This window comes from Paractinoplanes durhamensis, from assembly GCF_016862175.1.
Classification (GTDB): Bacteria; Actinomycetota; Actinomycetes; order Mycobacteriales; family Micromonosporaceae; genus Actinoplanes; species Actinoplanes durhamensis.
In genome coordinates this window covers 163,706-176,343 of the sequence record NZ_BOML01000019.1, presented here as the reverse complement: position 1 = coordinate 176,343, position 12,638 = coordinate 163,706, and the positions used below count along the sequence as shown (strand labels likewise).

Below are 12,638 nucleotides of genomic sequence, written 5' to 3'. Positions count from 1 at the left end.
CCGCGTTTTTCTCCAAACGCCGGGGCGGTTCGCGCTGCGGTGGTGAGCTTTTCGACGCGTACGATCAAAAGGGGTTTCCGATGGTTTTCGATGTTGTCATCTCGGGGGCGGGACCTAATGGACTCATGCTCGCCTGTGAACTGGCACTGGCCGGCGTGCAGCCGCTCGTGCTGGAGCAGCGCACCGGCCCTTCGCTGGAACAACGCGCCAACGGGATGGTCGGGCAGGTCATCCGGATGCTCGACCGGCGTGGCCTCTACGAACGACTGACCGGCAGTTCCCGGCCGCCCACGCCGGCGCAGCAATTCATGTTCGCGGCGTTCCCGTTGCCGCTCCACGAATTGCCGGAGAGCCCGGTCTATCTGGTGATGGTGCCGCAGCGGAAGATCGAGGAAATGCTCGCGGCGCGGGCCGTCGAATTGGGCGTGACCATTCGCAGCGGTCACCGCCTGACCGGGCTCGCCCAGAAGGACGACCGGGTGCTCGTCGACGTCGACGGGCCGGACGGCGGCTATCGGATCGAGACCCGCTATCTGGTCGGCGCGGACGGCGGCAAGAGCATCACCCGCAAGCTGGCCGGGATCGAATTCCCCGGCATCACCACCGACCGCACGGTCGGTCGCACCGCGCACGTCACCGTCCCGGCCGAGCTGCGCGACCCGGTGACCGGCGGTCTGCGGGTGCCCGGCTACGGAGTGATTCCGCCGTTCCTGCACCATCGCACCGAGCTCGGGCTGATCGCCTACGCACCGTTCCCGGACGGCCGCACCCTGATCAGCGTCAACACGTCTTCCCTGCCCGCGCCGGACGGTGACCTCACCATCGCCGAACTCCAGCAGGCCCTCAAGCACGTGCTCGGCGGCATCGAGATCCCGCTGGGCCCGCCGGACGGCGACGGACCGCACCTGCTGCGCCGCCTCTCCGGCGGCAACACGCGACTCGCGGAGCGTTACCGGGACGGGCGGGTGCTGCTGGTCGGTGACGCGGCGCATGTGCACTCGGCGATGGGTGGGCCGGGCCTCAACCTCGGTCTGCAGGATGCGGTGAACCTCGGCTGGAAACTGGCCGCGACCGTGCGGGGCTGGGCCCCGGACGCTCTGCTCGACACCTACGAGTCGGAGCGTCGCCCGGCCGGCGCCCGCGTCACCATGCACACCCTCGCCCAGCACGCCCTCACCGGACCGGGCCCGGAGGTGACCGCGCTGCGCACGCTCTTCGGCGAGCTGCTGCAGAAACCCGACGTGCTCCAGCACATCGCTTCGCTCATTGCCGGATCCGACATCCGGTACGACGTGGGTACGCCGCCGGCCGGCGGGTTCGCACCCGATCTCGGCCCGGTCACCCGGTCGGGCCGGCCGCTGCTGGTCGACAACACCGGCACGCTCGCCGAGGTCGCCGCGCCGTGGCGGGACCGCGTCGACGTCGTCGCGGTGCCGGTCGACGGGCTGTCCGCCCTGCTCGTGCGGCCGGACAACTACGTGGCCTGGGCGTCGGATGTAGCGGCACCCGACGCCGGGTCGCTGCGGACCGCGCTGACCAGGTGGTTCGGCGCGCCGGAGGTCAGCGGATCTGGCTCTCCAGCTGCTTGATCACGGCGGTGACCTTGTCGGCCGGGATCGCGAAACCCACCCCGATGCTGCCGGTGCTGCTCTCACTGGCGGTGGCGATCGCCACGTTGATCCCGATCACGTGACCGGAGGTGTCGACCAGGGCGCCACCGGAGTTGCCCTGGTTGATCGCCGCATCGGTCTGCAGGAGCCCGGTCAGCTTCTCGGTGCCGGTGTCCACGCTGCGGTCCAGCGCCGACACGATGCCGGAGGTGACCGTGTTCTCCAGGCCGAGCGGCGCCCCGAACGCGAGCACGGTGTCCCCGACGATCACCGAGTCGTCGGTGCCGAACGTGACCGGGGTCAGCCCGGACAGCCCGGTCGCCTGCACCAGGGCCAGGTCGTTGGTGGTGTCGGTGGCGACGACCGTGGCCGGCACCGTCTTGCCCGACGACAACCGCACACTCACCGTGCCGTCCTCGGCGATCACGTGGTTGTTGGTGAGGATCAGCCCGTCCGAGCTGATCACCACGCCGGAGCCGAGCGAGGACGACTGGTTGCCGTCCACCAGCACCGTCACGACGCTCGGCTGCACCGCCTTCACGACCGCCGCCAGGTCGTCACCCTCGGTCGCGGACCCGGTGGAGGTGCTGGTCGCGGTGGTCGAGGTGACGCTGCTGGTGGTGGCGGCCGTGGCCGGGTGGTCGGCGAGGTAACGCTCGGCGAGCACGCCGCCCGCGGTGCCGCCGCCGGCGACCAGCGCGAGGATCGCGGCGGCGCCACCGACGCGACGCGGCCAGTGCCGGCCACCGCCACCACCGGACGGCGGCATGACGTACGGCGGGGCCGGCGGCGGAGGCGGCGTGACGTTGGTGTTGTCGTCGCGATCGCCGGTGCGCTCGTCGGCGTACGCGCCGTGGGCACCGCGGTAGTAAGGGGGCCGGCTCATCAGATCGGTCATGGCGACGCCTCGCTTCGTTCGGCTGGTGCGTCAACAGTTGCCCGGAAACTTGTTCGAACCCGGTGAAGCGTCTGTGGCTTTGCTGTATGCCGCCGGTCACTCGACCGGGTCGAGTCGCCACCCGCGCGTGGGCGCGCCGCCGCTCGGCCCGTGGTTGCGCACCTAACCTTTTCGGGTGTCTTTAGCCCGTTTCACCACAATCGCGGTGCCGCTGTCTCCCCGCGACACCGAGCCTCCGCATCCGGCGCTGATCGCCCCGACCCTGGTTGCGCCAACTCTGGTCGCGCCCACCGTCGCTCGGCCCGGTCTGCGCGTCTGGCCGCCGGCCGTGGAACCGCTGCCGCCGGCTCCCAGCGATCGGAAGGGCCCGCAGTGAGGCGCGCCCTGGTGACGCTCGGGTTTATCGCGGCGCTGGCAGGCTGCGCGGACGAGCCGGCCGCGGCACCGCCGGAACGCGCTGCCGCTTCCGTACCTTCGGTGACTTCGACCGAATCGCTATCCGTGACCTCCTCCCGTCCGCCGCAGGCGAAGCGGACGGCGGAGCCGGCCGGGGCCGGGAGCGGCAGTCCCGGGCTGGACCGGTTCGTGGCGGCCGTGCAGAAGCAGTTGCCGGAGGTCGCGCTCGACCGGCGGGACGAGGAGGTGGAGCAGCTCGGCCAGCAGGCCTGCGACGCTCTCGCCGCAGGCCGGAAGGCCACCGCCGTGGCCGGTGAGCTCAGCGAGCAGGGTGTGACCAGCACCGACGCCGGAAAGTTGGTCGCCCTGGCCGGTAGCACCATGTGCGAAAGTCGGCCGAAAGTCTGAACAGGGCACAGGTTCTCGGGACCAAGGTCCGATGTGCAACACAGCTTTCCTGCGGATTCTGGAGGTACCCGATCCCCCAGGGTCACGGCAGGAGGCAGTCATGTCAGCACGCGAGATGTTCACCATGGTCGGCACCGCCGTAGGTGGCTTGATCGGCTGGCCGGAGACGTCACCGCCGGCCGATCCCACTACGGTGCGTGCCCTGTTCGCCGATCTGGATGTGACGATCGGTGACAGCGACGAGGAGTTGACCGAGATGGTGCGGGCCTTCCAGGCCCGGGTCGGCCTCGAGGCCGACGGCGTGGCCGGGCCGCACACCGTGCACCTGCTGGTCCGCTACGCGAAAGAAGTCCGCGAACGTCATCTGGACCTGGCCGCCTGATCCCGCCCCGCTAGGGTGCTCGGGATGAGCGAGCTGTTCGTCTACTACGACGACGCGACCGGCGAGCGGACCGGCCTGACCGCGGCGGAGCTGGGTGGCTGGGCGGCGGCGACGGGCGCGCTGCTCACCGAGGGGTGCGGCCTCGGGCCGGGCAGCCGGGTGGCGGTGCTGCTCCCGCCGCACTGGCAGACCGCGGCGGTGCTGCTCGGCGCGTGGTCGGCCGGCCTCGAGGTGTCGTATCGCGGCTGGGCGACCGCCGGGCTCTCCCCGGCCGGCGCCGGCTTCGACGCCACGTTCGTGGAACGGCGCCGGGTCGGCAACTGGCTGGACGATGTGCCCTCCGGCCGGCACCCGTTCGTGCTGGGCCTGGCCCCGGCCGGTGCGCCCGCCCCGGACGTTCCGGCCGGCTACCGCGACTTCGCCACCGAGGTGCGGTCCTATCTGGGTGCGGCGCCACCGGCTCAACTCGCCGGCGCCGGCGACCTCGCGGCGGTCGGTGCGACCTTCGGGGAGTACGGCGAACTGGCGGCCGGCATCGCCGAGTCGTACGGTATCGGCCCCGGCGATCGGGTGCTGCTCGACGCGGCCGGCAGCGAGCAACCGCTGATGTGGTTGCTGGCTCCGCTCGCCGCGGGGCCTCCATCGTGCTCTGCGCCGACCTCGACCCGTCCCGCATCGACGAGCGGGTCGCGGCCGAGGGCGTCACGCACGTGCTGGGCTCGCCGGTGCCGTGATCGCCACATCCGCGCGAATCGGGAACGTAGCCGTTCAGAGGTCTACTGAGGACCTTCGCACGCTAGAGATCATCCACACTTGACGGTAACCTCCCGGCCATGGAGGTATTCGACCAACTCGCCGAGAAATACCAGGGCGAACACAGTAGCAACCCCTTCCAGGCGGCGCTGGTGGAACGCATCAGCGCGCTGCTCCCGGCCGGTACCTCGGTGGTCGACCTGGGCTGCGGCACCGGCGTGCCCACCGCCAAGATCCTCGCGGAGTCCGACCACCGGGTCGTCGGTGTGGACATTTCCGAGGGAATGCTGAAGCTCGCCCGCGACCAGGTTCCCGCGGCCGAGTTCGTGCACGCGAACTTCGCCGAGCTCCCCGACGATTTCGGCGAGTTCGAGGCCGTCACAGCCTTCTTCTCGCTGCTGATGCTGAGCAAGGCCGACATCGAGAAGACCCTGGGCAAGGTGGCCGGCTGGCTCAAGCCCGGCGGCTACTTCGCGGTCGGCATGGTCAACTTCGACGGCGACAGCCTGCCGTTCGAGTTCCTCGGCGTGCCGGTGACGGTCTCCGGTTACCTGGAGCCCGACCTGAAGGCGGTTCTCGAGGCCCACGGTTTCGCCGTCGAGTCCATCGACACGGTCAACTTCACCCCGGAGAACGGCCCGGAGGAGAGCCAGATCTTCGCCCTGGCGAAGCTCGCCTGACCTGCTCACGGCCGCCCTCACCCGAGGGCGGCCTTCGCCGTGCAGGGCTCACTCGTCGAACGTCACGACCAGCTTCGGGGTGACCGGGGTCGACTGGCAGGTCAGCACTAATCCCTCGGCCAGCTCGTGCGGCTCGAGCGCGAAGTTCCGCCGCATGGTGACCTCGCCCTCCAGCACCCGGCCGCGGCACGTGCCGCACACGCCGCCCTTGCAGGCGAACGGCAGGTCGGGCCGGGATCGCTGGGCGCCTTCCAGCACGGTGTCGCCGTCGGCCACCTCGACCAGCGTCGACCGCCCGTCCATGATCACCGTGACCTCGCTGGACGGGCCCGCGATCCCCGCCTCCGACCGGCGCGGCGTGGGCGGCACCTCGTCCACCCAGAACAGCTCCCGGTGGATCCGCTCCGACTCGACTCCCGCCTCGCCGAGCACCTCGACCGCGTCGACCACCATCCCGAACGGGCCGCACAGCCACCAGTGGTCCACCGCGCGCACGTCGATCAGGAGCGGGAGCAGCTCGCGGAGCTTGGCGGCGTCGATCCGCCCGCTGAGCAGGTCGACCTCCCGGGCCTCCCGGGACAGCAGATGCGCCAGCTCCAGCCGCGACGGATGGCTGTCCTTGAGATCGGCCAGCTCCTCCGCGAACATCACGGTCGCCGCGCGCCGGTTCCCGTACAGGATGCTGACCTGCGCCTTCGGGTTCCGTAGCAGCGAGGTCGCGATGGACAGCACCGGTGTGATCCCGGAACCGGCCGCGATCATCACGTGTCGCCCGCCGGCCACCAGATCCGGCGTGAAACTCCCGGTCGGCGGCGCCACCTCGACCGCGTCCCCCACCCGCAGCTCCCGCACCAGCCACCCGGACACCAGCCCACCCGGCACCTCGCGCACCCCGATGCGCGGCCGCTCCCCCTCGGCGGCGCAGATCGAATAGCTGCGCCGCTCGTCGGCCGCGTCTCCCGGCTTGCGCACGGTCAGCGACTGCCCGGCCCGGAACGCATACCGCGACGCCAGCTCGTCCGGCACGTCGAACGTCACCGCTACCGCGTCGTCGCAGAGCCGCTCGATCCCGGCCACCCGCAGCGGCCGGAAGTCACGCACGACCACGTCAGATCTCCTTCACGTGCTCGAACGGTTCCCGGCAGGACAGGCATCGCCGCAGCTCACGGCAGGCGGTCGCGGAGAAGGCGGCCAGTTGCTCGGTCTCGGCATGCCCGCACTGCGGGCAGGGCACCGCCTCCGCGCGCACGCCGATCACCAGCGGGATGGGCCCGGCGCCGCGGCGGGGAGCCGCGCCGGGCGGGGCGATCCCGGCGGCGGCGAGCTTCGCCCGGCCGGTCTCGCTGATCCAGTCGGTGGTCCAGGCCGGCGACAGCACGGTACGCACCTCGGCCCGGCCGAATCCGGCCCGGTGCAGCGCCCCCACGATGTCGTCGCGCATCGCCTCCATCGCCGGGCAACCCGAATAGGTCGGGGTGATCGTCACGACGACACCGTCGTCGCTCTCCCGGACGTCCCGAATGATTCCCAGGTCGGCCAGGGTGAGCACCGGCAGCTCCGGATCGGCTACCGACCCGGCCACCGCGGTCGCCGTGAAGACGCCGCCCATGTCCGCCATGCCGGGCGGCCGGCCGGACGCCGTCACCTTCACCACGCACCGCCAGGGATCGCCCGGGCCAGTTCCTGCATCTCGGCCAGGATCTCGGCAAGTTCCGGGCCGTGGATGCCATCGCGGCCGGAGGCGCCGGACGTGGTCACGGCGTCGCGGGCGGGCGGCGGTGGCAGGGTCGCGAGCTGGTGGACCTGGGTGAGGACGTCGTCGAACTCCGGCCGCAGGGTGGCCGGGTCGACCGCGACTCCGGCCGCAGCCAGGCGCAGCTCGATCTCGTGCGGCGCGAACAGCTCGCCGGCCAGCGGCTCGATCGCCTCGGCCGCGGCACGCATGCGGGCGTGCGAGACCTCGGTGCCGTCGCCGAGGCGGACGACCCAGCCCGCCGCGTACTCCCGGTGGTAGGTCACCTCCTTCACCCCCTTGGCGCCGATCGCGGCCAGGACCGGGTCGCGGGAGGCGGACAGGCGGTCGAGCAGGGCCAGCCGCCAGGTGGCGAAGACCAGCAGGTGGGCGACGAGGTGGGCGAAGTCCTCGGCGGCGAGCTCGGCCAGCCGCACGTTGCGGAAGCCGGCCGGGTCGCGCAGGTAGGCCAGCGCGTCCTCGCCGCGGCCCGCCCCCTCGACCTCGCCGGCCCGGCTGAGCAGGAGCCGGGCCTGGCCGAGCAGGTCGAGGCCGATGTTGGCGATCGCCATCTCGTCCTCCAGCTCGGGGGCCCGGGTCACCCACTGCTGCAGCCGGTGCGACATGACCAGCGCGTCGTCGCCGAGCATCAGGGAGTAAGCCACGAGGTCGGCCGGATCGACGCCGTCGGGCACGGCGGTCGGCACACCGGCGAGCGGGTCGGCGAATCCCGTCCCGTACGCCCAGCGGGTGTCGTCGTCGTGGTCGGTGAGCGCGTCGTAGGCGTCGTCGAAGGACATGGCGGCCTCAGATGTGCGGAACCGAGTCGGGAATGGCGTAATACGTCGGGTGGCGGTAGGCCTTGTCCCCGCTGGGTGCGAAGAACGCGTCCTTGTCGCCGGGCCCGGAGGAGACCACGTCGTCGGAGCGCACCACCCAGATGCTGACCCCCTCGTTGCGCCGGGTGTAGAGGTCACGGGCGTGGTGCAGGGCCATCTCGTGGTCGGCCGCCCGCAGCGAGCCGACGTGCACGTGGTTGAGGCCGCGCTTGGCCCGCACGAACACCTCGAACAGCGGCCACTCGTGCTTGATCTCGTCGCTCATCGCTGTGCTCCCGACCGCTTGGCCGCGTGCGCCGCGGCGGCTTCGCGCACCCAGGCGCCGTCCTCGTCCGCCCGCCGCCGGTGGGCGAGGCGCTCCTGGTTCATCGGGCCGCTGCCGGCGATGACCTTCTTGAACTCGGCCCAGTCGATCTCGCCGAAGTCGTGGTGCCCGCGGTCGGCGTTCCAGCGCAGCGCTGGGTCGGGCAGGGTCACGCCGAGCGCCTCGGCCTGCGGGACGCTCATGTCGACGAACCGCTGCCGCAGCTCGTCGTTGCTGTGCCGTTTGATCTTCCAGGCCATCGACTGGGCGCTGTTGGGCGACTCCGCGTCGGGCGGCCCGAACATCATCAGCGACGGCCACCACCAGCGGTCGGTGGCGTCCTGCACCATCGCGCGCTGCGCCGCGGTGCCGCTCATCATGGTCATCAGCAGCTCGTAGCCCTGCCGCTGGTGGAAGGACTCCTCCTTGCAGATGCGGATCATGGCCCGCGCGTACGGCCCGAAAGAACTTCGGCACAGCGGCACCTGGTTGCAGATGGCGGCACCGTCGACCAGCCAGCCGATCACCCCGACGTCGGCGAAGGTCAGCGTCGGGTAGTTGAAGATCGACGAGTACTTCTGCCGGCCCTCGATCAGCCGCCGGGTGAGGTCGCCCCGGTCGGCACCGAGGGTTTCGGCCGCCGAGTAGAGGTAAAGACCGTGACCGGCCTCGTCCTGCACCTTGGCGAGCAGGATCGCCTTGCGGCGCAGCGTCGGTGCGCGGGTGATCCAGGCACCCTCCGGTTGCATGCCGATGATCTCGGAGTGCGCGTGCTGGGCGATCTGCCGGATCATCGTCTTGCGGTAGCCGTCGGGCATCCAGTCGCGCGGTTCGACCCGCTGGTCCTTCGCGAGGGTGTCCTCGAAGACCTGTTCGCCGTTCATGCTGTCTCCCAGCTGAAGAAACCCTGGCCCGTCTTGCGGCCGAGCTCGCCGCGGGCCACCTTGTCGCGCAGCAGTTGTGGCGGGGCGAACCGGTCGCCCAGCTCCGCCCGCAGGTGCTCGGCGATGGCCAGCCGCACGTCGAGGCCGACCAGGTCGGTCGAGCGCAGCGGGCCCATCGGGTGCCGGTAGCCCAGCTCCATGGCCCGGTCGATCGACGCGGCGTCGGCCACGCCCTCCTCGAGCATCCGGATCGCCTCGAGGCCGAGCAGCACGCCGAGCCGGCTGGTGGCGAAGCCGGGTGAGTCGCGCACCACCACCTCGGTCTTGCCGAGCCCGGCCACCCAGGACCGGGCGGCATCGCGGGCGTCGTCGCCGGTCTGCGGCCCGATGACCACCTCGACGAGGCTGCTGGCCGGCACCGGGTTGAAGAAATGCATGCCGAGGAAGCGCCCGGGCCGGCGCAGCCCGTCGGCGATGCCGGCGACCGACAGCGAGCTGGTGTTGCTGGCCAGCACGGCCTGCTCACCGACCGCCAGCTCGGCGGCGGTGAGCACCCGGATCTTCAGCGCGGTGTCCTCGGGCACGGCCTCGATCACCAGATCGGCGTCGGACGGCAGCCCGGCCACCGCGTCGACCAGGACGAGGCGTTCGAGAACCGCGTCGGGCGATTCGGTGAGCTTGCCCTTCTCCGCGGCCCGGAGCAGGCCCATCGCCACCCGGTCACGGGAGGCCTGGGCGGCGGCCGGATCCCGCTCGGCGAGGCAGACCACCGCACCCGCCACCGCGAACACCTGGGCGATGCCGGCACCCATCCGGCCCCCGCCGATGACACCGACGGTCTTGGGCACCAGAGCCTCGATCAGATCGGTCATGACCGGCCGCCGGCGAGGAAGGCGTCCATCCGGACGCTCTTGTCGGAGGACTCGAACAGGATCGCCTGGGCCAGGTCGTCGGTGACCGGGTGGCCGCCGGGCGCGTCGGTGACGAGCTTGGTCAGGCGCAGCGCGAGCGGGCCGGAACGGGCCATCCGGTCGAGCAGCGCATGTGCTCGTTTCAGCAGGTCGTCGGTGGGGACGACCTCGGCGACCAGGCCGAGCCGCATCGCGTCGTCGGCGTCGAGCCGGCGGCCGGCCAGCAGCACCTGTTTCGCGACCGACGCGCCGAGAAGGTCGCGCAGCCGCCAGCAGGCACCGGCCGCGGCGAGGATGCCGAGGCCGGGCTCCGGGTTGCCGAAGACCGCGGCCGGCGACGCGAGGCGGATGTCGCACGCGTAGGCGAGCTCGGCGCCGCCGCCCAGGGCGTAGCCGTCGACGGCCGCGACGGTGGGCATCGGCAGCCGGGCGATGCGGTCGAACAGCCGGCTGTTGATGCCCTGCAACGCCTGGTCGCGGCCGCGCTCGCGCAGCTCACCGATGTCGGCGCCGGCCGCGAAGACGCCGTCGCCGCCGGTCAGGAGCAGCAGCCGGGGCCGTTCCTCCAGCACCGTGCACACCTCGTGCAGCTCCCGGACCATGGCCGCGTTTATCGCGTTGCGCGCCTCAGGGCGGCGCAACGTCACCACCACCCGGTCGTCGAGCTCCTCGACGGTGAGCGTCGAGCCGGTCATGGCCGCTCCACCAGCATGGCCACGCCCTGGCCGACGCCGACGCAGAGGGTGGCGAGGCCGCGGCGGGCGCCCTCGCGCTCCATCCGGCCGAGCAGGGTGACGGTGATCCGGGCGCCGGAGCAGCCGAGCGGGTGGCCGAGGGCGATGGCGCCGCCGTCGGCGTTGACCCGCTCCTCGTCGAGCTTGAGCCGGCGGATCACGCCGAGCGACTGCACGGCGAACGCCTCGTTGAGCTCGACCGCGTCGAGGTCGGCCACGCCCCAGCCGGCCCGGGCCAGGGCCTGGTCGTCGGGACGCACGCCGGCGAGGCCGCCGGCGTATTTCCCCTGCGGGGTGCGGACCCCGCCGACGAGGTAGGCCTCAGGCATTCGTGCCCTCCGGCGCCGCGACGTGGTGGCGGGACTGGAGCGTGAAGAACCGGCCGGTCACGAAGTGGTCGTCGGTCAGGGAGGCGGTGGCGGCCGGGTTGGCGCCGGTGCCGTGCAGATCGCTGAACGCCGCCGTCTGGTTGACGAAGACGCCACCGGTCAGGTTTTCCGAGAGGTGCACGCCGGCGTCGAGCGCTGCCTCCCGGGCCGCGGCCAGGACATCCGGCGAGCTCGAGTAGACCGCGGCGGTCAGCGCGCCGTGCGCCCGGACCGTCTCGACGAAGATCTCGAGGCTGTGGGGGGTGGAGTCGGTGGCGATCAGGAAGGAGACCGGGCCGAACCACTCACGGGTGTAGACCTTCTCGTCGGCCGCGTCGAGCCGGGCCACCACGGGGGTGCGGATGGTGGCGTTGGGGAACTGCTCGTCGGTCACCTCGGCGGACGGGTGGATCGCCGACGACAGGTCGCCCGCCTCGGCGAGCCGGCCGCGCACGCCGTCGTTGACGATGGCGCCGAGCGTGCCGGCCGCACGCTTCGGGTCGCCGAGCAGCTTGTCGAGGGCCGCGGCCAGGTCGGCGCCGAACTCGTCGAAGCTCTTGTGGCCGGCGTCGGTCTCGATGCCGTCCCGCGGGACCAGCAGGTTTTGCGGGGTGGTGCACATCTGGCCGCTGTAGAGCGACAGCGAGAAGGAGAGGTTGCGCAGCAGGCCCTTGTAGTCGTCGGTGGAGTCGACGACGACCGTGTTGAGCCCGGACTTCTCGGTGTAGACGACGGCCTGGCGGGCGTTGGCCTCGAGCCAGTTGCCGAACTCGCTGGAGCCGGTGAAGTCGACGATGCGCACGTCGGGGTGGGTGGCGAGGGTGGCGGCGATGCCGTCGCCGGGCTCCTCGACGGCGAGGCTGACCAGGTCGGGGCTCTGGCCGGCCTCGGCGAGGACCTCGCGGCAGATCTGCACGGTGATGGCGAGCGGCAGGACGGCGCCGGGGTGCGGCTTGATGATCACCGGGTTGCCGGTGACCAGGCTCGCGAACAGGCCGGGGTAGCTGTTCCAGGTGGGGAACGTGGTGCAGCCGACCACCAGGGCGACGCCACGGCCGACCACGGTGGTGGTCTTTTCCAGGCGCAGCGGCTCGGTGCCGCGCTGCGGCTTGGCCCAGGTGGCACCGGCCGGCATCCGGGTGGACGCGGCCAGGGCGTAGGCGACCGCCTCGAGCGCACGGTCCTGCGCATGCGTGCCGCCGGCCTGGAACGCCATCACGAAGGCCTGGCCGGTGGTGTGCTGCACGGCGTGGGCCAGCTCGAAGCTGCGCGCGTTGATCCGCCTGATGATCTCGGCGGCGACCCCGGCCCGGCCTTCCGGACCGGCGGCGCGCCAGGCCGGGACGGCCGCGCGCGCGGCGGCGACCAGAGCCAGGGGGTCGGCCTTCGGGTAGCTCACGCCGAGCTCGATGCCGAACGGGGAACGCTCGGTGGACACCATGCCGACCGCGCCGGGCACGTCGATCGGGAACTGTTTGCCGAGGAGTGCGGTGAACGCCCGCTCGCCGGCGGGCGCGGCATCCTCGCCGTAGACGCTCTTGCTCGGCGACTCCGGGAAGGCGGACCAGTAGTCCCGCTCCTGGGCAGCCTGAACGGCCCGATCGAGCAGCTCGCGATGCGTTTCGTACAACTCGGTGGGGGTTGTCATCTGCGCTCCATTGCGGTTGGCTGTGGCTTAAATATCTACCGAACGATCGGTCGGTTATCAAGGCTTGGGAGACAAGGTGGCACGGACTCCG

At 71.7% G+C, this 12,638-nt stretch carries 15 protein-coding genes; 5 read left to right on the top strand and 10 right to left on the bottom strand.

The window, feature by feature from the left end:
- The first annotated feature begins 80 nt into the window (after nucleotides 1–80).
- Nucleotides 81–1,589 (top strand): FAD-dependent monooxygenase, encoded by a 1,509-nt coding sequence (locus tag Adu01nite_RS10585; protein ID WP_203726407.1) that lies wholly within the window; start codon nucleotides 81–83, stop codon nucleotides 1,587–1,589.
- On the opposite strand, the gene Adu01nite_RS10580 is transcribed toward Adu01nite_RS10585, so the two are convergent.
- Complete coding sequence (locus Adu01nite_RS10580) at nucleotides 1,561–2,508, bottom strand: S1C family serine protease (protein WP_203726406.1); 948 nt, start codon at nucleotides 2,506–2,508, stop codon at nucleotides 1,561–1,563. The genes Adu01nite_RS10585 and Adu01nite_RS10580 overlap by 29 nt on opposite strands.
- Nucleotides 2,509–3,009: 501 nt before the next feature.
- Here Adu01nite_RS10580 and Adu01nite_RS10575 point away from each other — a divergent pair.
- From Adu01nite_RS10575 to Adu01nite_RS10560, 4 genes are all read left to right on the top strand, one after another.
- Entirely contained in the window at nucleotides 3,010–3,312 is a 303-nt protein-coding gene (locus Adu01nite_RS10575; protein WP_203726405.1) for a DUF732 domain-containing protein, read from the top strand.
- A 100-nt stretch (nucleotides 3,313–3,412) separates the two neighbouring features.
- Nucleotides 3,413–3,694 (top strand): peptidoglycan-binding protein, encoded by a 282-nt coding sequence (locus Adu01nite_RS10570; RefSeq protein ID WP_203726404.1) that lies wholly within the window; start codon nucleotides 3,413–3,415, stop codon nucleotides 3,692–3,694.
- 24 nt (nucleotides 3,695–3,718) lie between these two features.
- Nucleotides 3,719–4,477: a TIGR03089 family protein gene (locus Adu01nite_RS10565; RefSeq protein WP_203726403.1), complete on the top strand. Its 759-nt coding sequence runs from the start codon at nucleotides 3,719–3,721 to the stop codon at nucleotides 4,475–4,477.
- Nucleotides 4,478–4,527: 50 nt separating this feature from the next.
- On the top strand, nucleotides 4,528–5,127 hold the full coding sequence (locus Adu01nite_RS10560) for a class I SAM-dependent methyltransferase (RefSeq protein WP_203726402.1): 600 nt from the start codon (nucleotides 4,528–4,530) through the stop codon (nucleotides 5,125–5,127).
- A gap of 48 nt (nucleotides 5,128–5,175) precedes the next feature.
- On the opposite strand, the gene paaE is transcribed toward Adu01nite_RS10560, so the two are convergent.
- Genes paaE through paaN form a run of 9 tightly spaced genes read right to left on the bottom strand, consistent with a single transcriptional unit; the run spans nucleotide 5,176 to nucleotide 12,547 of the window.
- Entirely contained in the window at nucleotides 5,176–6,234 is a 1,059-nt protein-coding gene (gene paaE, locus Adu01nite_RS10555; protein WP_203726401.1) for a 1,2-phenylacetyl-CoA epoxidase subunit PaaE, read from the bottom strand.
- A 1-nt stretch (nucleotide 6,235) separates the two neighbouring features.
- Nucleotides 6,236–6,736 (bottom strand): 1,2-phenylacetyl-CoA epoxidase subunit PaaD, encoded by a 501-nt coding sequence (paaD, locus tag Adu01nite_RS10550; RefSeq protein ID WP_203726638.1) that lies wholly within the window; start codon nucleotides 6,734–6,736, stop codon nucleotides 6,236–6,238.
- Nucleotides 6,737–6,774: 38 nt separating this feature from the next.
- Nucleotides 6,775–7,659, bottom strand: coding sequence for a 1,2-phenylacetyl-CoA epoxidase subunit PaaC (gene paaC / locus Adu01nite_RS10545; protein ID WP_203726400.1), 885 nt, complete (start codon nucleotides 7,657–7,659; stop codon nucleotides 6,775–6,777).
- Nucleotides 7,660–7,666: 7 nt separating this feature from the next.
- On the bottom strand, nucleotides 7,667–7,963 hold the full coding sequence (gene paaB, locus Adu01nite_RS10540; RefSeq protein WP_203726399.1) for a 1,2-phenylacetyl-CoA epoxidase subunit PaaB: 297 nt from the start codon (nucleotides 7,961–7,963) through the stop codon (nucleotides 7,667–7,669).
- A complete protein-coding gene (gene paaA / locus Adu01nite_RS10535; protein WP_203726398.1) occupies nucleotides 7,960–8,886 on the bottom strand; it encodes a 1,2-phenylacetyl-CoA epoxidase subunit PaaA in 927 nt (308 codons plus the stop codon). The genes paaB and paaA overlap by 4 nt, the downstream gene beginning before the upstream one ends.
- Entirely contained in the window at nucleotides 8,883–9,758 is an 876-nt protein-coding gene (locus Adu01nite_RS10530) for a 3-hydroxyacyl-CoA dehydrogenase family protein (protein ID WP_203726397.1), read from the bottom strand. Before Adu01nite_RS10530 ends, paaA begins: the two co-directional genes overlap by 4 nt.
- Entirely contained in the window at nucleotides 9,755–10,492 is a 738-nt protein-coding gene (locus Adu01nite_RS10525; protein ID WP_203726396.1) for an enoyl-CoA hydratase/isomerase family protein, read from the bottom strand. The genes Adu01nite_RS10530 and Adu01nite_RS10525 overlap by 4 nt, the downstream gene beginning before the upstream one ends.
- On the bottom strand, nucleotides 10,489–10,860 hold the full coding sequence (locus tag Adu01nite_RS10520) for a beta-ketoacyl-[acyl-carrier-protein] synthase family protein (protein WP_203726395.1): 372 nt from the start codon (nucleotides 10,858–10,860) through the stop codon (nucleotides 10,489–10,491). The genes Adu01nite_RS10525 and Adu01nite_RS10520 overlap by 4 nt, the downstream gene beginning before the upstream one ends.
- Complete coding sequence (paaN, locus tag Adu01nite_RS10515) at nucleotides 10,853–12,547, bottom strand: phenylacetic acid degradation protein PaaN (protein WP_203726394.1); 1,695 nt, start codon at nucleotides 12,545–12,547, stop codon at nucleotides 10,853–10,855. Before paaN ends, Adu01nite_RS10520 begins: the two co-directional genes overlap by 8 nt.
- Between the last annotated feature and the right edge of the window lie 91 nt (nucleotides 12,548–12,638).